Source organism: Blautia sp. NSJ-140, from assembly GCF_022868965.1.
Lineage (GTDB): Bacteria > Bacillota > Clostridia > Lachnospirales > Lachnospiraceae > Blautia_A.
Genome location: NZ_JALIFS010000003.1, coordinates 180379 through 201907 on the forward strand (window position 1 = coordinate 180379; position 21529 = coordinate 201907).

General features: G+C 37.9%; 18 protein-coding genes. 16 read left to right on the forward strand and 2 right to left on the reverse strand.

Annotated elements, in window-relative coordinates:
* Nucleotides 1-41 precede the first annotated feature (41 nt).
* The 12 genes from MUB50_RS05190 (at nt 42) to MUB50_RS05245 (ending at nt 10874) form a co-directional block, all read left to right on the forward strand.
* Nucleotides 42-311, forward strand: coding sequence for a WXG100 family type VII secretion target (locus MUB50_RS05190; protein ID WP_118624776.1), 270 nt, complete (start codon nt 42-44; stop codon nt 309-311).
* Nucleotides 311-1522 carry an ADP-ribosyltransferase gene (locus tag MUB50_RS05195; protein ID WP_118624774.1) on the forward strand — a complete coding sequence of 404 codons (1212 nt, stop codon included), beginning with the start codon at nt 311-313 and terminating at the stop codon, nt 1520-1522. The genes MUB50_RS05190 and MUB50_RS05195 overlap by 1 nt, the downstream gene beginning before the upstream one ends.
* Before the next feature lie 231 nt (nt 1523-1753).
* Entirely contained in the window at nt 1754-1990 is a 237-nt protein-coding gene (locus tag MUB50_RS05200) for a hypothetical protein (RefSeq protein ID WP_244802520.1), read from the forward strand.
* Nucleotides 1987-2544 carry an ATP-binding protein gene (locus MUB50_RS05205; RefSeq protein WP_244790367.1) on the forward strand — a complete coding sequence of 186 codons (558 nt, stop codon included), beginning with the start codon at nt 1987-1989 and terminating at the stop codon, nt 2542-2544. Before MUB50_RS05200 ends, MUB50_RS05205 begins: the two co-directional genes overlap by 4 nt.
* A gap of 259 nt (nt 2545-2803) precedes the next feature.
* A complete protein-coding gene (locus MUB50_RS05210; RefSeq protein WP_118624756.1) occupies nt 2804-4447 on the forward strand; it encodes a hypothetical protein in 1644 nt (547 codons plus the stop codon).
* Nucleotides 4448-4654: 207 nt separating this feature from the next.
* Nucleotides 4655-4915: a hypothetical protein gene (locus MUB50_RS05215; RefSeq protein WP_118624754.1), complete on the forward strand. Its 261-nt coding sequence runs from the start codon at nt 4655-4657 to the stop codon at nt 4913-4915.
* Nucleotides 4908-7424 carry a hypothetical protein gene (locus MUB50_RS05220; protein WP_118624752.1) on the forward strand — a complete coding sequence of 839 codons (2517 nt, stop codon included), beginning with the start codon at nt 4908-4910 and terminating at the stop codon, nt 7422-7424. Before MUB50_RS05215 ends, MUB50_RS05220 begins: the two co-directional genes overlap by 8 nt.
* 148 nt (nt 7425-7572) lie before the next feature.
* Nucleotides 7573-8025, forward strand: coding sequence for a hypothetical protein (locus MUB50_RS05225; RefSeq protein WP_118624750.1), 453 nt, complete (start codon nt 7573-7575; stop codon nt 8023-8025).
* Nucleotides 8026-8288: 263 nt separating this feature from the next.
* Nucleotides 8289-8828: a hypothetical protein gene (locus MUB50_RS05230; RefSeq protein WP_147419614.1), complete on the forward strand. Its 540-nt coding sequence runs from the start codon at nt 8289-8291 to the stop codon at nt 8826-8828.
* 374 nt (nt 8829-9202) lie between these two features.
* Nucleotides 9203-9922, forward strand: a complete 720-nt coding sequence (locus MUB50_RS05235) for a hypothetical protein (protein WP_118624744.1) — start codon at nt 9203-9205, stop codon at nt 9920-9922.
* Nucleotides 9923-9978: 56 nt separating this feature from the next.
* Complete coding sequence (locus MUB50_RS05240) at nt 9979-10380, forward strand: hypothetical protein (RefSeq protein WP_118624742.1); 402 nt, start codon at nt 9979-9981, stop codon at nt 10378-10380.
* A gap of 209 nt (nt 10381-10589) precedes the next feature.
* Nucleotides 10590-10874, forward strand: coding sequence for a hypothetical protein (locus MUB50_RS05245; RefSeq protein ID WP_118624738.1), 285 nt, complete (start codon nt 10590-10592; stop codon nt 10872-10874).
* Nucleotides 10875-11108: 234 nt separating this feature from the next.
* Here MUB50_RS05245 and MUB50_RS05255 read toward each other — a convergent pair whose 3' ends face one another.
* Nucleotides 11109-12197: a WG repeat-containing protein gene (locus tag MUB50_RS05255; protein ID WP_118624734.1), complete on the reverse strand. Its 1089-nt coding sequence runs from the start codon at nt 12195-12197 to the stop codon at nt 11109-11111.
* Complete coding sequence (locus MUB50_RS05260) at nt 12194-12355, reverse strand: hypothetical protein (protein WP_182433970.1); 162 nt, start codon at nt 12353-12355, stop codon at nt 12194-12196. Before MUB50_RS05260 ends, MUB50_RS05255 begins: the two co-directional genes overlap by 4 nt.
* Before the next feature lie 320 nt (nt 12356-12675).
* Here MUB50_RS05260 and MUB50_RS05265 point away from each other — a divergent pair, with 320 nt between their 5' ends.
* Genes MUB50_RS05265 through MUB50_RS05280 form a run of 4 tightly spaced genes read left to right on the forward strand, consistent with a single transcriptional unit; the run spans nt 12676 to nt 21529 of the window.
* Entirely contained in the window at nt 12676-14652 is a 1977-nt protein-coding gene (locus MUB50_RS05265) for a hypothetical protein (protein WP_118624732.1), read from the forward strand.
* A gap of 42 nt (nt 14653-14694) precedes the next feature.
* Nucleotides 14695-15384, forward strand: coding sequence for a hypothetical protein (locus tag MUB50_RS05270; protein ID WP_118624730.1), 690 nt, complete (start codon nt 14695-14697; stop codon nt 15382-15384).
* Nucleotides 15371-16177, forward strand: coding sequence for a PP2C family protein-serine/threonine phosphatase (locus MUB50_RS05275; protein WP_118624728.1), 807 nt, complete (start codon nt 15371-15373; stop codon nt 16175-16177). The genes MUB50_RS05270 and MUB50_RS05275 overlap by 14 nt, the downstream gene beginning before the upstream one ends.
* A gap of 21 nt (nt 16178-16198) precedes the next feature.
* Nucleotides 16199-21529: a protein kinase domain-containing protein gene (locus MUB50_RS05280; RefSeq protein ID WP_182433969.1), complete on the forward strand. Its 5331-nt coding sequence runs from the start codon at nt 16199-16201 to the stop codon at nt 21527-21529.

Consider the following 21529-nt stretch of genomic DNA (forward strand, 5'->3'; position numbering starts at 1 on the left):
TAATATCTATAGGAAACTTATGAAAAAGGAGAGAGATAATTATGGCAAAAGCATCCGCAGATTCTGAAGCAATCAGAAATTTTTCAAAACAGGTAAAACAGTATGTTACACAGCAGGAAGCTCTGATTACAAAGCTGAAATCCCAGTATTCAACAGCCGGCAGCCAGTGGAACGATCTGCAGTATCAGAAATTCGGTCAGGCGTTAGGAGAGCTTGAAAAAACAATCAAAAGAACAGCTCCTGCATTTCTGGAATATTCAAAGAAACTTGATACAAAAGCAAAACAGATAGATGTATATCTTGGTAAATAATGGGAAAGGCAGAAACTACCACGGAATCCATGGAACACATGGCTTCCATTGTCAATGATGTTGCATCTGATATTTCAACAGAATCTCAAAAGCTGCTGAAAATGGTCAATTACATTGAGACAAAAACAAAATCGGCCATACAGCACAGCGAAGACCAGATGTCTGCATGGAAACATGAAATTCAGGATCTTGAAAATGAAATTGCTTCATACAGAGCAATGGAAGATGAAGATCATGACTATAGTGCACAAATTGCCGCATGCCAGCACCAGATCAGCATCCTTCATTCACGTATCCGGAAAGAACGTCTTAGAAACAATGACATCCGACAGACATTATCCAGGTTCCGCCAGGAAAGCTCACAGGCGTTAAAAACTGCTAAACAGGTTCATCTCGCCGCTGAAAATGCAAATACAGACGGAAAAGAATATATTTCACGGAAAACAAATATTCTGAGCACTGGATACGGCAAGATCGTTACAGGGGTTTCCGCCATAGGCATGGGATTAGGACTGCTTTCCCATGGATCCGATACAGATTCTTCATCTGGGGGGCGTTCATCGCTCTTTGGAGGAGGAAACGAGGGACAGGGAGCCTTTTCCGTAACAGATTTTGGAAGCAATAAGGGAAATGCACAAGAATGGGGAATGCAGGCATTTCAGGAATGGAACGATTCATTAAGTATCGTTGAAAGGCAAGCATTGATTGATTATAAAAAAGAATTATACCCGCATGAATCAAGTTATTATGTAAACATCAATGATACACTGAGAGGCAAGGATTCTTTTAGAGATGGGAACCAAATGCGTTATATGCGTATGCATAGTGCCCTCAGCCGTGCATCTGTGCCCTCAGATGTAACTGTTTACAGGGCTATATCGAGGGATGCCTACCATAACATGATAGAAAACGCTCGGGTGGCTGGAGGAGATGGCTTACGGGATAATGGATTTATGAGTTGTTCACTGGTTTCAGACAATATATTTACAAATTCGAGTGACGTAATTATGCGACTCACCGTCACAGAAGGCTCAAGAGGTGCATACATAGGGAACGTTGGATCTGAATTTGCAAATGAATGTGAACTGCTCCTTGATTGTGGCAGCAGCATATTTGTTACCGAAACATCTGATGTCCCAAGAAGTACGATTACCGGAAACCCGGCAGACACAGATACCATCACACTAGTTACTGGTGTCGTTGAAGCTTAATAAAATAAATGGTAAGGAGATGTTTTATCAATGGAAAGAAATAAACGTTTTCTTTATGAAAATGGAGACCTCGAAATAGTGACAAATCAGTGTAAGGACTGTGCGTATAGGACAAACCATCCTTTATCCTGCCAGAAATACGCAAGGATTCCCAATGGGACACGCAGTGGAAAACTGCAGTGTCCATATAAAAAACAGGTCTGAGTAAAAATTTAAGGAGGCGTATCAATTATGTCTTTATCTCCGGACAAGCATATTGAGCTTCAAGAAGCACCTTCTACAGATAAAGAATTTTCGGCCGACAGCATTATCGGCAATAATCTTATTCACGAACCAGAAAAAAACAGAGCGGAAGAAGAAAGGATAAGAATCTATAATCTTTTGCGTCGTGGTGATCCTGTAACCATAAATAAAAATGGAATCATGAGTGGGATTAGCGTGAGAGTAAAAAGTTTAAACGCCTCATGAAGAAAGCGTCCCTGAAATATCCTGCAGCGGATCTTGACAGTTCAATCTACGATCCAGAACGTCAGCTGAATACACACGTCATAGAACTTCTGGCCAAGTGTGATTGGATCGATGAGCCGAATAACCTACTGATGACCGGAGGGGCCGGTGCTGGGAAAACGCACATCGCCTGCGCCTTATGTATCACAGCAATGCATCAGAATCGTACTGTTAAATATATACGTGCGAACACTCTTTTAAAGGAATCAGATTATGCCAGGCAGGAAGGTAATTACTTCGAGTATTCGAATGAAATGGCCGCTTATGATCTCATGGTGATAGATGATTTCGGCTTAATGGATCTGGATATCGAAAAATGCCGCGACCTGTTTGAAATCATCGAGTCCAGAGACTGCCGCAAGGCAACTATTATTATCTCACAGATTCCAGTATCCGGATGGTATCAACTTTTTGGAGATTCCACCTATGCAGATGCCTGCTTAAGCCGAATGACATCCAAGGCATATCGTCTTGAATTTCCTGGCAGGGATCGTAGAGTAAACAACGGTAACTAATAAACCTGCTGAGCTTTGCTCAGTTTGAAGCGGAATGGCGCTCCGTTCCTCTGGAACGGATGCGCAGTTCTTGCGGAATATGCAAAGAAATTTTTTTGATGAAAGGAGAAAATACATTATGAAAAGCAAAAAAGAAGACACAAAACTTTACAAAGGGATTATTGGCTTTGCCAAGACAGCTGCCGGTATGAACTGCGAGTATGGAGATTACTAGGATATCAAACAATATTTCCGGTATCCTGGGGAACTTCTGGAAAGAATGGAAGAGCAGGGAGTTACATCTATCAGTGATTACATCTCTGTTATGAAAGGTCTTTCCAGAATAGGAAAATATCATACAGACGGGACTTTTATTGGATCCCAGCTGGAAGATTTCCTGAAACGGGCAAAGGAAAAAGCAGTAAAAGAACAGAACCTGATCCTGTTATACCAGGTCTTGGTCTTTAGTTATCTGGATTCGGAGCCTGCAACACTGACAGGAGAGGATATCTCTCTTTTACTTACATCTGCCAAGGAAAGCAACCTGGAAGATCTCTTTGAATTTCTATCACTGTTTTTTGAAGAAGAACGATCCCGTTATTGGAAAGAAAATAAGGCAGCTGAGACAAGATTGATCAAAAAAATACTGACTGTCAAAAGAGAAGAAATTATAGGCATATCCAAAATACCAGTGTTGGAGCATGACACCTTTTATATGTCTGTCATTTCCTTCTTTCGCAATCTGAAGATATCTATTCTTAGAGATTGCATGGAAACAAATTTCGAAGAGACTTTCGGTAAAGATCTTGGACAAATGATTCTCGTTTTTTCAGCATTGTACGAAGAACCCGTGAAAACTAAAAATGAAAAGTTCCTGAAAAATTTGGGATATACCGAAATGGATATTTTAAATTTGAATTCTGGTATTTGGTTTCTGAATAATGAACGGACTTATCTTCAGCAAATGTCTGCCATCAAATGGTGGAGACTTTTAAAGAGATGGTTCCAGGAACTGTTCCATCAGGAAACAGAAATTTCTTTTACAGATTGTTTAAGGACCTTTGTAAGAGAATATTTTGACGGTCAAAAAATGCCCCAGAAAATCGATGGTGAAAATATCATTAGGGAATTCCTGCTGAAAGGCTTCCAGCCTGGGGTACCGAATGTTTGGAACTCATACCTTTTATTTGACCTGCTGACCATGAAAATAAGTGATAATTATCGGTATGATGTTTACAATGCCCAAAATCAGGTACCACGCTGGGATGAACTAAATGGTACCCATAAGCTTTCTGCCAGCAGGAAAGAAGAAGAGGAATGGCTTCGCGGCCTGGTGCAGTACCTGTATCCGGAAGGGATCAAAAAAGAATCCGATTATGGTTCTGCACTTCCTGTGCTCCCAAAACGTCTGGTTCAGATTTATGCCCATGTTCTTCAGGAATATATTGCGGACCAGAAGAAACTGGAAGAGAAAGAACCTGTTTTGGATGATATTTTCGATCAGGATATCAAAGAATTCCTGTATCAGCAGGCGTCCTATTTCACTGCAGAGCAACTGCATCCTTTATTTGAATCCGGATATCTGGATTTTTCTGAATTTGTGAAAATCAATTCCATGGAGTCAAGAAAATATCTTAGAGAAATGGACAGTCCATACCTTCTGGCATTCCTGAAAGATTTTTGTGAAAGCAGGAACTGGATATTTACGGGAAAAGAAGCCGATTATCTGGAAAAGGCAATGAAAGACAGCTGGGTGATAAGCATTGCTTATCATAAAACAGATAAACCTGTTCTTTTCCGTAAATTCTCAGAGGAAGAATGCGAAACCATGCTGGGATTGATATGTGAATTGATCACAAGGATTCCGGACATCTGCCCCCTTTCTGATTTAATGGCCGGTTTCATTTCAAACGGACAAAGCTGAAAAATCATTGGGGAAGAGATTTGTGCAAAATGGTACAAGGCTCTTGAAGCCAGAAATTATAATGCTCTGAATGTTCTTCGCCAGGATTATCTCTCCGAAAAAGAATATGAAGCGTATGTTCAGAAGAAAAAAGAACTGGAAGAGGAAAATAGAAAAAACAAGGAACGTGAAAATCTGAATGCTATTAGAGAAAAGCTGGATGCTGAATTGAATGGACTTTCAGACGCAGAAAGACTGGATATTCTCTCTAAGAAAATGCCGTCTTATGTAAGCGGTTATTCTAAAGATTTAACCGTCATTGCAATTCTGGACGCATACCGGAATCTGAGTGCAATGATTCCTGTAACCAAAAAGGTATTCCGTAAATGCACAAATTTCTTTTTGGAATGTTACGACAGTGACTATATCACCAGAAAAGAATTCATGGATTTTGTAAGTAAATTAATGGAGGAAACTAAAAATGAATAAATATTTAGAAAACACAGTTTGGAACCTGGAATTTCTGGATTACACCAGAAAGGTGAACCTGCCAAAATCCGCCCTGACACAGATCAGGGACAAGGCAGCAGCATTGGAGCATATGAAACTGCTCCAGGCAAAACTGCCAGATGCTGGATATCATGTATCTGGTGAAAGGCAGGCAGTTTCCGTATCTTTGCTGGCTGACAGAAAAACAGTAGAAGTACTGAACCTGCTCACAGCCGATCAAAAGATAGATTCTGACTATGTCGAACCACTCGGTAAATTTCTGAAAACTGGTTGGGAATTTGAACCGGATGTCCTGGCAGACTGTATCAAACGTTATGTTCAGTTGGAAGGATATCAGAGCTGTTCCTGCAATATACGGGATGTCCAGCTTTTATATCTGCTGCTGAAGACAGGCCATGAAAAATTAGTGGACATTCTCTATGCAGGACGTTGTTCCAGGGAAGCAAGGAAATTTATACTTGGCGAATGCTGTCATGCAGACAGTTTTAAAGAACTGGAAAACAGTATTGAGAAATACTATGTTTTGGAAAGCCTTCCAAAGGATTTCGATGTTTCCAATGAAGCTTCCCATATCTGTGAATTTCCGGATATCCTCCGCCAGCCAGGAGCTTTGAGCATTTATGCTTTTGGAAAAGGCTACTGCAGCAGTGTTAAGCTGCAGAACGGACGTGATTACCGTGAGTCTGCAGAAATTGTCGGAGAAACCGTAAATAAACTGCGTGAAAGATATTCAAAAGAAAATCCGGATTCAGACCCGGACATGGTTTTATCTGGATATTTTCAAAAAGCTTCTTACGTCAGGTTTGACCTGAAACTGTTAAAAGGCTTTCTTCAGAACATATCTGGTTTTAGCACGGACGAAATTTCCAATGCAGTTGCAACCAATGCCTGCTTCCTAGCTGTGTGTACTGGTAACAGGTATACGGACCTCATCAACCGTATCTATGGATCGGAAGAAGGTTCTGATGACCTTGCCGCTATCGCATTGATGGCGATTAAGGAACATAAGAAATCGTTCCTGAGGCTGATGGAAGAACAGCTTGGCCTGTTCCTGAAACTGCCTCTTAACTCCATCTTTTATTACTACAGGGACAAGTTCTGGAGCCTCTGCAATGTCAATACTTTACAGAAAACAGATATTGAAACTCTCCTGAAAAGGGACAAAGACGAAAAATATCTGTATGTAAGGAACAATGCTGACCTGGAATATCTGAATGGGACTTTTACCTTTGGAGAACTGGCAGCACTTACCCTGCAGCCTGCATGGATCCGGAAAATTTACAGCAGTTTGGATTCCACTATGAAAGTGGACGAAAAACTCAGACGCATCCGGCAGCTGTTCCACGGTGGCATATCAGGAAATGGTCTTTCTGATGAAGCCTGTGAGGTAGTAAGCTGTGCTTTATCTGATGAATCCTTTGAACAATACTGCAAACGCCGTCAAATTGAACATGTAGCGAAAAATGATATGTTTCATCTTATGCTGAAAGAAAAGGAAATTACTGAAATAGTCAGACTGGCTGATTCAGCAAAAACGGGAATGGATGTAACTATTATTCTGCGCAATCTTATGAAGCCGGAACTGTTTGCTCTTGGACTGGAAAAGTTTAAACAGGCTTTTACAGACCTTGACGAAGACAGCAAGTGGCTGAAAGAAAAGCTGGAGATCCCGGAAGAATATGCAGAATCATTTATGAATTTCTGTTTGAAGGGAAATGCATCAATTGGCCATGACTATTATGAAGATCAGGGATACAACCATACACAGCAGTCTGAAAATATTCTGCTGCTTGCAAAGGCTGAAATTTACGGAAAGCTTGACGAGGTAAAATACCAGAATTTCCAGTCAGAAATCGGATTCCCTGTAACAGATACTTTAGAATCTATCTGGAGAGAAAATCTTTCTATTGCAAACGGAAAAATTAAGATCTCCGAATATACAGACTTTCAGAGCAGCATGGAAATCGGTGTAAAACCTGCAAGAACCTGTATGCATTATGCAAACGGTATGTATAATGAATGTTTGCTGGCAACTTTTGATGCCAATAAGAAAGTTGTGTATGTGACGGAAAACGGGGAAATTATTGGACGTGCTTTAATGCGTCTTACAAAGTGTTCGGATTCCAAAAATCCAAAGGAAGCATCTTCTCTGCACTTTACAGACGTTGAAAAAGGCGATATCGTTTCCGATGAAAAGCTGATTCTTTTCCTGGAAAGATGTTATAAAAATGGATTTTCCGGTAAAAAGGGAGACCGCATTTTTGAAGCATTGTATGAACTGGCAAAAGAAAAGGCAGAAAAGCTGGGCATTGAACTGGTTTTGGCTCTGGATTATGGGTGTATTGCATTAAAAAATGGTTATATGCGAAAGTCATCTTATATTTATGTTTCCAGAAGCAAAAATGGAAACCAGTATCTGGATTCACTGGGAGGTAACTGTGAAAAGGGTGGATACTATGTATCTGGAAATTTCTTTTTCGCTTCATGATGTACATAAGAAAAAGCTGGGGAAACCCGGCTTTTTTCTTTGCAATCAGATGGGGAATACATATTAAAGCTGAATCTAAATGTATCGAAGAAAGGAGCCAAAAACAAATATGGATTAGATTCTAAAAATATCGATGGAGGAAATTATTATGAAACTTCAAAAATTCTATGGTCAGACATGTAACCATGCTTTTTTACCAGTATATTCAGGAAAAGGGCATAATTCCTGTAAAGTTTTTGTATCCAAATTTCAGGAAAAAGAAAACAGAGAAATGGAGAGTTTTACCTTTCACGAAGAATTTCCATCCCTGGATGACTGTATCCAGTGGGCACTGTTTCAGCTTATGCCGCTAAGCAAAAATAAAGCAGTCCATGTAGTTGTTTTTGATATGGACGGAAATGCAGCTGTAAGCTATATCTCATTCGATGCCTTAATCCGGGATATCTGGAAGAGTCTGGGAAATATCCCACTTACTGTGGATGACAAGCAGACCGTCAACTGGTTTATCTTCCCAAAAGGGACAGAAAAGGAAACTGTCTGGAACTGGTTTGACAAATATTATACCGGCGGAGTTATGAAACTTATCGGTGGAAATTGTTAAGGAGAAGAGCAATGGTTAATTACAGAACGCAGATCAAGAAAGCTGCGAGTTCCTTTGAACTCAGTTGCATCTGGGAGGATGTCAGAAATGCATATTGGAACAAAAAGACTATCTCCAGAAAAATGTATGACAAAAGAGCAGCTGAAATTGTAGCAAAGAGAAAGCAACTTAATGATTGATTTTGGAGGAATTTATTATGATAAAAAAAGAAGAAAGAGCTGAATTTATAGGACAGGTCATCGATATTTTCGAGGATTTCCTGGATGAAAAGTGTATTACGATTCCCAATGCTCAATGCTGAAAGGGATGCAGATCTAGATTATAATCCGGAAAATCCTATTAATTTTTATGGCAATGATTACGATGCTGTGAAAGAAAAACTGGAACAATTGTTCCGAAACTGGAAGGTTTTAGAAGATGAACGGCCATTAATTGATTATCAATTTAAAGTATCCATTAACGGAGCAAGATGCGAAGGATCTGTTTCCGTGAAGGCAGTGGATTCGGATGATGCATACCAGAAAGCACAGGAGAAAGTCTCTGACAGACTCTGCAGGGCTTTTCCAGAACTGGATATCGAATACGATGTTGAGCCCGTAGAAAGCGAAGGTTATCCAATCTACCGTATCTCATCTAAGCGGAACCGTTTTGATGCCATGTCAACGGCTACGGAAACGGCGAATATCCAAAGGGCGAGAGAACTTTTCCAGATGTTAGTTTCCGATAATGCAGAAGCATGGCTGGAAATACGGACGTCTAAAACCGCAGAGTGGTCTACGATTCAGCGGTATTTCAAAAAATAAATCCATATTTCAGAGAGTCTTTTTGGCTCTCTTTTTTCTTTGCCATTTTTCAGAATTACATATTAGGAATGAATCTAAATATACCGAGTAGAAAGGAGAGAAAATTAAATATGGATTAGATAGGAATTTTTTATGAACAACTTTTATTTTACTTTTGGCTCAGATCCAATTTTTCCGTATTACCGGGGATATCTGATTGTTAAGGCTACAAATGAAGAAGAGGCCTTTGAAAAATTCAGAAATAAATATCCAGATACACATCCAGGATGTCTGTGCTGTGCATTCTGGTATACGCAGAAAAAATGGGATAAGATTGAGGTAGATATGGAAACTTGTCATGAAATAATTGAATGATTTATTACGGAGGAATTTTTATGTTTATATTAATGGAATGCTGTGACCGCGACATGGCCCTGATTGATTCTTATATTGAAGAAAAGGATGCTTTTCGCCAAATGGAAGCCAATCTTGCAGAAGCAATGAGTTTAGAAAAGATCCCTGATGACTGGAATCAGATAGAGTTTGACCGTGAAGAAGACTTCGATATCGAGAAGGACGCTGCATGGTATAACCGATCTGATTGCAAATATGACTGGAAGATTTTCGAAATCAAACCAAAACTGACTTCACAGGAGCTTTCTGAGGCAAATACTGAGTTTGTTACAAACTGGATGCGTGAAACACTGGAAAATGATTTCGATGTTCCTGAAGATAAGTCGCAAGAATATGCTGAATGGGCATATGAAAAATACTGCGAAGGAAATGGTGAAACACAGTACCAGTGTGTGGAAGCAGCATATGAAGAGTATCAGAAAGATTATGGCTCTGAAGAAGAGGATGAGAAAGATTTTCTTCCTGCTGCCACCTGTGGATGCTGTATGCAGTGCTACGAAGGTGGCTGGTGCGACCGCTTCCAGAATAATGTGGTTCCTGATGAGGAAGGCTGTGACCATGTCCATGGTGATTATATCAAGAAAGTATATGCTCTTAATACATATATGAGTACATACGACCTGGAAGGACTCAGTCTTGAAAAAGTATCAAAAAAACTCGGATATGATCCGGAAGATATCCGGATTATGGATGCCATTTAACGTAATTTTCTCCTGGCTATCAACAATAGTCAGGAGAAATCAAAGGAGGAACTTATATGTCTTGGGTAAGAGATAGTCTTGTCATTAATGATATGTCAAAGAAAAGTATTGCAGCCGCATACGCACATATTGACCGGCGTGTGAAAAACAATTCAGATCTGGTTGAATTTCCAAATGCCGGGGCCAGGTTTAAAATTCATGAAGTTTCTGTTCCAGAACCTCTGGCTGACAGGGAAGCAGCTGAAGAGTTTCTGGATGAACGTGATGACTGGCACCGGAACTGGAATGTAGTTGTTCCATTTTATGATAAGGAAAATTGCAAGCCAACGAAAAATATGCAGATCTTGTTAAAAGACTCCAGGCAGAACAGGAGAAGCTTGCTGAATATACCAAAGCACATAGCTTTTCATCATTTAAGGTGGCATTGGTTACCTGTACAGGCTGTGGGTCAAAACTGAATAAAGATTACATCAAAGGCTTTTGCTGCCCTTTATGCCGGCATGATATGCGTTCTGATACCGTCAAGAATACTTGTGAACGGTATCAGCAGAAAATCAAAAACATTCAGAAAGAAATCCGAGTAGAAGAGAAAAAAGCTTCTGGAAAAGCAGTAGTGCGGTATCTGGTAATGTTCGAGGAGTACTGTGGATAAGAAAGGAAATTTATAATGAAAAAAAATAGTGATAATGAGATTTTGAAGGAACTTGTAGGAAAGAAGTTCCAAGTTAAAAATTTTGAAACAGAAATTGGAAAAATTATGAAAAAGAGAAGTTCTGCAAAGCTGTGGTGGCCTAATATGCCAGATACAGTCAGAGACGAAAGTGGTATTTCCCATAAGGTGAATTACCGTTGCATTCCGGAATCTTCTTCCTGTCGGAAGATGTTCTGTTTTGTTTTAGAACATATGGATGGGATAGTGCTGATCAAAGAAAGATATCTGCAAAAAATCTAATCTATGTATTTATGAAAAAAGGGCATCCGAAGATGTTCTTTTTTCTGTTTCAGGAAAAGCAATATGTCGCATACCGTTTCGTATCTCATCCGGAAAAAGAATGGGTTCGTCCTGTTGAAGATTTTTTGAGCAAAGTGAACCGCGAGAAATATCCTGATGTACAGCAGAAATACCGTTTCGTATGTATATAATAAGCACTATTTTACGGGCAGCTTCTGAAAAATACAGAACCTGTTACCTTCTCCCAGCCAAACCGCTGGCTTGATGGGGCAGTGGTATATAACACGTATGCAAATCTGAATATACAGTAATATAACAGGCAGTCTTTTCTAAGGCTGCCTGTCTGCTTATTTTCAATTTCTTTCTCGGATCCCAGTTTTTGATTTCGTAAGGTCCGCCTAAAACTTTGCATTTAAAGATCATTTTGTGTCCATACTCATTATCCTCAAAAGGAATTGCTTCCCATGTAATCTTTTCGTATACCGGATCGACAATTATATCCCCTTGCGCAGAAACCACCCCATATCCGTTCTCTTTTTCTATTATTGCAAAACTATTGTAATGTAATTCCGAAATTTCCAAAACCTCTGGTATTTCCATTACAACAGATATTGTCTCCAATTGTCCATCTGTATTAATGCGGAACAGTACCCCTTTTCCGTCGCGCAGGGCGGTTCCTTCCGCTGTTACCTCGGGCAATGAATTGATCATGGTACATTGGTCAAGGAGAATTTCGCCTTTTTTGTTAATAATTGCCCAACCGTCTGTTGTTTCCACTCTGGCATATTGTCCCTGATTTTCCCATGGATATGCCTGCCTGTAATCCCGGGTTATTCTTTTCCCTTTTTCATCAATGAAAAAATAATTTTTTCCATCTTTGCTAACACAAGCAGAATTTTTATTCATAGGAGTTGCTTCCTGAAAACTTGGCTTGATTAATTCCTCACCGTTATATTTAGAAATATAACCATATAATCCGTTAGAACCTATTATCCGAAGCATGTCGCTATCAAAATTTTCTTCAATTATTGGGTAATAGTCAGATATACGCTCACCATTTTGCTGCAGATAGGCTCCCATATTGCCATATTGAATCAATCTATTTTCATCTGAGATGGTATTTTTACTTCCGGAATAGTCTTCTGAAGCGTTCATGTTACGCTCTGCATAAGCCTTATTGGATGAATACGCAAGAAGCATACATATTCCGAAAACGACGAGAGAGAGAACAATCTGAGTTTTAAGAGGAAGAGAATCTTTTTCGTCAATTGCGTCTTCCAGATAAGGATATATTGAGTTCCAGACTTCTTTCATCTTCATCATTTTGTAAGCTCCTTTGATCTTATTTTTTCCTGCCTGTCATGGATACAGATTAACAGACCTGTGATTGCCAAACAGATCAGCATACTTGCAAACTGCTGCTTCATAGGCATTTCTTCCTCGTATTCTGCCAGTAGCAATTCTAAAACTTTCTTTACCATGTCTAATCCTCCTAGGTTACTTTTATTAATCTATTTAAACATTTGTCAAGAGCTTTGTAAATTCTTGGTTTCATAACATACTGACATTTGCAAAAAGAGGCTTTTCTGGTATAATTTCTTATAGTCAATATGTGAAGTTTAAAGAGGGACAGCCTTATGAATACGAAAGGATTCTACAGCATTCGTGACAACTTTCTAATTGTTGCTTCTTTATGGAGCAGCAAACACCACACCAAACAAATATAGGGAAGTTCCTTATCGATGCAATGGCAGTAATTGTCCGATGTATAACAAGAGATTATTAGAGGAGAACATCATGTATGAATACGAAAGATAAGTGTGATTGCAAATACTGTAAAGATCTTTTTATAGAAAAAGCAATATCAGTTCAAAAACCAGATGTTACAAAAAAACTTAATGATACCATTCAGAATGGGATAATCAGCCGTAATGAATGTATGTACCCTGAAGATTATCAGAAAGAAATTTTAGACAGTTGCTGGGATACATCTCAAAGATGGGCAAAAGCTGTAGATCACTTAATTGATGATAATCTTCAAATTCCTGGAAAAACAATAAAAAAAGGAATTATCTCTGATATTTTTTCAATTACAGACCTTCACGAAAGAGAAATATTTGTAAATCACGAATTTGGAGAAGATTCAATTTCTGATGATGAAGATCGAACTATTTATGAAAGATATTTCCGAAATAAAACACTGGAAAATTTTTCTCTTTCAAGGCAGGCTCTTGGCGATATGGCTTCCAAATGTTATGGTGGTGGAAAATTTACCCGCAATGTAATTGACCAGTGGCGTGGTGGATCCGTTCCATATGACAGAGTCAAGGTTATAAAACTAGCTTTCTGGGCAAAATGTACACTTGAAGAAACAAATAAACTTTTGGAATGTGCCGGTATGCATAAGCTGTATTTGAAAGGAACTTCATCCAGTGCCACCTTACAGAACTCTTTGCAGGATATGGTCTACATATTCATGCTTGGACATAAATGTTATTCATTCGCAACAGCCCAGGAATTCATTGATAAATTAGACTATCATCTGTTAATAACCGCACAACTAGAGATAGATTCCGAAAAAAATAAAGAAACTAGCGAAGATGTATCAACCACAAGTCTGCTTTATGAACTCAATAACTTGAATTTCGAGCAGTCCAGTTTTATTGAATATTTTAAAAAGTATGTTCCGCATTTTATTTCCTCTTACAATATGTTAAATGGAAATCTTGCAATACTGTTTACTGATAAATACTGCATTTGCAAAAACAACCAACTTGATGCCTCTCAGAATTCTATTCGTGCTTTGACAAACAGTGCTCTACGATTTTCCGCAAAAACTAACGGAACACACTCGACTCCAAAGGGTGAGATTGACAAGTGGCCGTCCAGTCTAAGTAATTTGTTATATGCCGCATTCGGAATTGTAAAAAGACCAAAAAAGCAGAAAAAAAATTCTAAAAAGCAGGAAACAGTCCCCGAGCCAATTCACAAACATATGGAACGTATTTTCAGCCGCAATGACATTATTACTATGGGGCTCATATTAAATTGCAGTAAAGCAGGAATCAACAACCTTCTTAATCTGGCACAGGAACCTCCTTTGTATGCAAGAAATTTTATTGAAAACATTGTTATGACAGCATCTGATAATACTACTGGATATATATGCGAAGTGTCATCCCAAGATCTTATTGACCAATTTACAAGTGTTTACAGCAATTGTTATGGAATTACAAAGCAGGATTTCTCTGAAGCAATATCTGCTTTTCAACGTTTTTCAAATTATCCTTCTAAATATGATAAGGAATATATGGATTTCACAGATGCTATTACCGCTATGAAATCTTTGCGGAGGTATGGCTGGATCAGATCTATTTCTGTAGCTGCTGTTATATATCCAACAAAAAGTTTCGATATTCTTCAATTTAAACCTCTGGCAGGAGCAGATAACGAAAGTTTAAAAAGGATACTTACCAGTACAGACAAAGCAGTTAGAAAATCCAGACCAAATCCTGAATCAAATGCATGTCAAAATCTATTTGTAATCAAAGTGAATTTCAGGTATGTGATAAAAAATCAACGACGCAAAACTAAGAAACCCCTTGAACCTGCTGAAAAAACCATTTGTTTAAAGAAACTACAGATTGTACGCCCAATGTCATTCCGTTATTCTAAGGAGTTACTTTCTCTGTATCCGGAAAATGTAATGTTTGATTTTTTGGTAAGGAAAACATCTTTTTATTTAAAAGATAACGATTTCAGAAAATATTTAATATAATTTTAGAAAAATATCATATTTTTTAAAAGGAGAAACTAGTTTATGAGTTATCTTTGCATTTTTGATGGAGATTTTGCTTATTATAATGAGTCTGACTATTTCAAAGAGGGAAAATCGTATATCCTTGAAAAGAAAGACCTGGAATATGAAACAAACATATCTTTCCGTCCATATTCTGCACTACAAAACATGGATATGCAAATAAGCCAAGGAAGAATCACTTATCTCTATCAAAACCTATATTATACAGAGTATTTGAACGAACTTCCAACCCAATTCAATAATCATAGTATTTTTGAGGAAACTTTTCCCATTTCCATGGAAAGAAATTTACCTAATGTGTTTTCATTTATGCGAAAAGATCCTGCAGATCCTGAAAAAATCTTTCCTGTAGTATTTATGTTTTTATCTGCCCATAAAAATAACTGGGATTTTTATTTCATGCAAACCGAGACCATCAGAATCAACGGAAGTGGTATGGGGAGGGAAATAGAATTGGATGACGTTCCATATGATTTTCTTACATTCAGTTATAATGAATCGAAACAAGCATACCAGTTGGATACTTCTGAAGATGTTCGAAATAATTTTTTCTTGATTAATGATGATAACGTCCTGATCTCTCTTGAAAATGAATTATTGCTGGAAAATGCTAAAACATACCGTTTTATTTATGATGATAAATATATATTTATAGTAGGAGGATCATTTATCTTATATGCCAAATTATAAACTTTCTTTTTCTGCTGCTGGTGAAACATGCAGAGGAACTAACCATGAAAATAATGAAGACAATTTCCTCATTGGCTCCCATTATAAAAAGGAATGCGACACAGACAGGGATTCTTTTTCCTTTACAGCCACCAACCGTTGCCGGTACAGCCTGTTTGCAGTATTTGATGGGATGGGCGGCGGTCCTTATGGGGAATATGCTTCCCTGTATGCAGCAGAAGAATTCTATAACGTACATATGAAACTAAATGACAAGCTTTCTCCGGAACAAGTATCCTGCATGATTTCGGATGCTTTTCAAACAGCCAATAACAGGATTATCCGGAGTCCTCATATGATTCTTGGCACAACAGCAGCAGTCTGCGTGTTGGATCGTGAAAAAGAATCGGCACAATTTTTCTGGTCCGGTGATTCCAGGGGATATTTATACCGGGATAAAATCCTTTTCCAGATGACAGAAGATCAGTCTAAAGCGGCGTTATCAGTTAAAAATGGACTGTATTCCAAAGATGACCCACGGTACAAGTCAGATCTTAACAAATTAACAGCTTTCATTGGAATGGATGCATATGGCTATGAGTTTCATCCATTAGAAACCACATGGATTACACTAAAACAGGATGATATGATTTTTTTGATGACCGATGGGATTTCTTCCGTATGCAGTAACTATGCTATTCGGGCGGTTATACAAAAAAATACAGAACTTTTTGCAACTGTGCCATTACTTTATTCTGCCAGTTCCTCTGGCTCACAGGATGACCTTTCAGTGATACAAATTAAAATATATTAAAAAAACATGAGGAAGAATGATATGGGAGTATTTGAAAATAAAAACTACAATTATTCTTTGACAGAAATAAAAGATGAAAACGAGAGAAAAGCAGTCCGGAAATCAAAAATGGAAGCTGTGAAAGAATTCTTCAAAGTTGATACCATTACAGAACTCGGAACCGGATCTGGTGGCAGGACAATCGTTTATCAGGTAAACCATTATGCGGTAAAACTGATTTGTGGGGTTACCCAAAAATGTAACGGTGAAAACCTGAACAGCAAAATGACGGAATTAGATTGCTTAATTGCAGAAAACCTTAATATTAACAAAAATTTCTGCCGTGAAATGATAAACATGACCATATTAAGCAGCATAACTGACAATACTGCAGGTAAGCTTAATATAATCCCTTTTACTGGAACTGCCACACGTCTTTCATGGAAATGTGACAGCTTTAACAGAATTGGGGTAGATTATGCAATTCAGATGCCTTTGGCAAAATGCCTGACTGATGAAATGGATACTTATAAGTTTCAGAAACAGGATATTCCAAAAGAACAACCAGAAGATTTTACCAAAATCCTTACTGTCGGTATTGATCTCTGTGATGCTCTTATTGTGATGCAGATGCACCAAAACAAACTTATCCATCAGGATATCAAGCCACAAAATATTTTTTTGTATCATGATAATTACTGCCTGGGGGATTTCGGTATTGCAAGAGAAGAAGATAGTCCTCAGTTTTTTCAGGAAGGTACCAGGAATTACTGGGCTCCAGAGCAGGCAAATGGATCGTCAGTTGATCACCGATGCGATATTTATTCGCTGGGACTGGTTCTTTACGAATTGGCAGATACCGTTCCGGTTCATAATCATTATAAGCAGAGAATAGATGATAAAAAACTTCCGGAGCTTGAATCAGATATCCCGGAAGGCCTGAAGAAAGTTCTGTCAAACGCCTGTGAATATGAGCCGGATTTCCGTTATCAGACAGCAGAAGCAATGAAGAAAGATTTATGCAGATTGATGGAAGATCCGGATTATGTTCCTAGCTCAACCAGGGATAACTACTATTCTTCCCGAAAAGCAACGTCACAGCCAGGCAGATCACAGATGTCGTCAGGCATTAGTCTCCCATCCCGGAATATTATGAGAAGTGGGCCTGCAAATTTCCAACGACAGCGCCAAGCGAACAGATTCCTTCAACCGGAAACTGCATGGAAAGCCGGGAAATTATGGTATGAAGAAAGCCGGAGAACAGGTTGCCGTTTTGCAGGTCTTAATATTGACAAGACTATTATGCCATTATCTGCAGTTTCTTCCAATGCGATTAATTTCCCAATTAACGTGTCTACAGATCCGGAAGAGACTGTAGGCTTGAAACCGTTGTCTGGAGTTCTGAAATATCCTGAAACACTTCATAATATGTATCTGATTGGAGAGGGCGGTATAGGAAAAACCACTGCTCTAAACTCTATAATGGAAGACACTTACAGAGATAAGGCCTACCACCCAGAAGAAAATGGGAAAAATATAATCCCTTTGTTTGTTGAACTCTCCAAAGCCCCGGCAGATTACTGCAGTGCGTATCATGCTTCCCATTCAACTTTTATTCAGAGATATCTGTATATGCTGCTTGGATCTGTAGACAAACAATACCTTCTTTCTGAAAATACTGAAGAAATGTCAAGAATTATGGAGAGAGATGATACTTCCATTATGGAAAACATTGATCAGCTTCTGCGTGCGGATGAGGAACATACACAGTATCTCCTGCTTCTGGATGGGTTAAATGAGGTCTCTAAGAAACAGCTTTCTACGAAAGAAAAAGATTTCCTTGGTACTCCGTCAGAACTGATTGTGGAGGAAATAAAAGAACTACTGGAAAAACATAAGAATATTACTGTTATTATCACAAGCCGAGCGGATGAGACTTTGAGTGATCTGGATGCTTTCTTTGAACGCCTTTTTTTAACCGGTGTCAGCGAAGATATTATTAAAGAATATTTGGACGGATGTAAGATTTCCTCTGAACAGGTCAATAAAAACAGTCGGCTTATGGAAACATTAAAAATCCCGCTTTTCCTGAAGCTTTATGGAGAACTGTATAACACGGCAGATATTTCTACACCGGGAGAGATTCTTTACTCATTTTTCAGTGAACGCAGCACCAAGTATACTGCCCGCAACCGGATTGCTGAAATCAAGATGGACCGTCAAAAAGCAGGAGACGGATATGAGACCAATTCTCTTGATGAAAAAATGCAGGGATTTATTTTTGATTTCCTGCTGCCGGAACTGGGATGGTATATGGAGAAAAATGATCTGTATGCAGTTGACCTTTCCACATTCAAACAAGTGATAGATTCTGTCCTGAAGGGAGAAAAGGAAACAGATATCTGTGGTATATATGGAAGGAAATTTTTTAAAGAGTATCTGAGAGGAGAAGATCCTGCTCCAAATACGCAGACATATGCAAAACAGTTACTTAACTTAAGAGGGCCTCTTGATGATAATTACGCATCTATGATAGCCAAGTATTGTGTTTATTCTTTAGGTATCTTGTATGCCAATAATCAAAGTTACAGCTTTATTCATCAGCATATCAGGGATTTTTTTGCTGCAACGAAGATTATTACAGATATGAAAATGGCTTACTATATAAACTGCTTGGACAATGACAAAGAAAAAGGGCGTCAATGTTTAAATTGCTTGAATAAAGATTTGCTGAGTGAAGATGTTATCCGGTTTATAGGGGAAATACTGGGTGAATATAAAAATGCACCAGATTTTGTTAATGGAAAATGGAATATAAAGGCAAAAAACTCCGACAATATCTATTTTTCAGATAATGGATGTGTTTTAGTAACCAGTATATTGGATTTATTTCGAAATTATTTTCCGCATCAAGGCAGCACAGAATATGGGGTTTGGAATCTTTTGAAAATCATGTACACAGCAAGAAAGACTTTAGCTGCAACGGATTTAAAAGCTCTGGATCTAAGAAATTGTTCGCTCAATGGTATCGAATTATATGATGCTGATTTATCAGATTCTCTTATCTACCATGAAACTTTATTTCCGAGTGGACATGATGGCGTTATTACAAGAGCATTAATTTCGCCTTCTGGAAAAAATGTTTTTACTGGTGGACGTGATGGAAAGTTGAAATTATGGCATTTGAAAACAGCAAAATGTATTAAAGACGTAAAAAAATATGACTGTCCAATCAACAGTCTTTCTATGTCACAAAATTATATTGCTGTTTCAACAAGTTCATATGTAGAAATCCTTGACATTCATACGTATGAAGTAAAAAGAAAATTCAACGCTTATTATGGGTTATTTAGCCCTAATGGAAAATATCTTCTTTTGTTGTATCATATGAAAAAAGCACGGCTAGTGAGTATAAATGATGGCGAAATTTCTTTGATAAAAAAATTATCACATACTGTCAGGAACTCTTATATAGATGGCATCCCAAATTTCTCAAAGTATGTTTTTTCTCCCGATAGTAATTACTTTACACTTAACGTTTCTTTTCAATCAAAAAGGACTATAGAATTATGGTCCACAAAAAACGGTATGCATATAACTGATATTGACGAAAGTGATTATGGAAACACTGGTATTGCTTTCAGCCCCGATGGAAAATATCTATTGGCTGTAGATTGTTTATCTTATATTATTAAATTGTATGAATTTGATCAGAATACAGGGAATACGCACTTGATTCAAAATGTACAACTTATGAGTGCTCTGGATTACGAAATATCACAAATAACTTGTATTCAATTCGTATCAAATGGACAATATGTGTTAATCGGAAGTAACTATGGAAACCTGTTTCTATGTAACTTTAAAACATTATTAAATTCTCCTCAAGATATTAGTAATAATTGCTGGCACCTGACGGGACATGACGATTCTATAAACAGTATTTCTGAATATGTCCATAATAGTACGAGTTATGTATTAACAGGCTCCAGTGACTGTAAAGTAAAAATATGGAATCTACGAACCAAAAAGTGTATTTCTTTACTACATAAAGGAGATATAAGCTCGACTTTATCTGCTTGTTACATTCTAAATGGAAAATATATTGTTATTTCAGGCAACAGCAGGGAACTGCAAATCTTTGATCCAGCCACGGGTAAATATGTTGATAGAATTGGTACCTTAGAACATTACACATGGAAAGAGACATGGAAAGTATCGTATCATGAAAAAACTAAGCAGCTTGCAGTTGTATTGGATAATGGATCTGTTGCACTGTACCGTTATCTGAATGGCATTTTTGCTCATCAGGAAACAGTAAAAATGATGGATACTTATATCAGCGAATTTAAGTTCAGCCCTGATGGTAATAAACTCTTAACGCTTTCTTATCTGGGTGAGTTTTTATGTATCTATGATATCCCATCTAAAAAATTGATTGTTTTGAATAAAATAAGCAGGATATGTACAGATACTATAAAACAAACTCAGGAGATGCCACAAAACACAACGCATTTATCCATAGATTATTCATTCAGGGGAATGGGCGCATCATTTACCCCTGGTGGAGATACCGTTCTTGTAAGTCTGCGAAATGCTGATTCAATAGGATACTTAGATTCCTACACTGGATCATTTAAAAAAATTGACCATGCATATTATGAACCTTATAGAAAAAACATTCTCCACAGGCTTTACAAAGAGTCAGAAAACATTGCAGGAGAACGACCTATGAAACGTGTTGTAGCTATTGAGTACAGCTCGGATGGCAAATATTTATATATTGCTCGAAATGGAGGACGAGTTGAATTATGGAGTACTTTTACCAAAAAGTGTCTTGCTATTTTAAAGGCATTTAATGCGGAGGCCTATAATTTAGCGATATCATCCGATGGTGACTACATTGCTTTTTCAACATGTGGTCCAAATATAAAAATTTTCAGAATGTCTGACATACAGAAAACGGATTCTTTCGACTTATGTTTTTCCGATAATATTAAAGATTGGAAATGCAAATATAACATAAGAGGTGCATGGAGGTTTGAAGATAAGGAATTTGCCAACAAATTTTACCGTTTAATCTACAACACGAAAGAAGGCCATACGCAGCCAATAACAGGAATGGAATTCAGTCCCGATAAACACCAATTATTAACCACTTCCCATGATAAAACTGTAAAAATATGGGATTTAACCTGCGACACAGAAGGAGCAGAAGGACAGTATAACATGTTGCCGCAATGCTTACATTCTATAGAATTCGTACCAGGCCTTAAAGTAAAAAACACTGTAATCGATAATTTACATGCAGAATCAACCTTAACCGAACATGATTTGAATATGTTGAAAGTATATGGGGCTGTTTTTCATTAA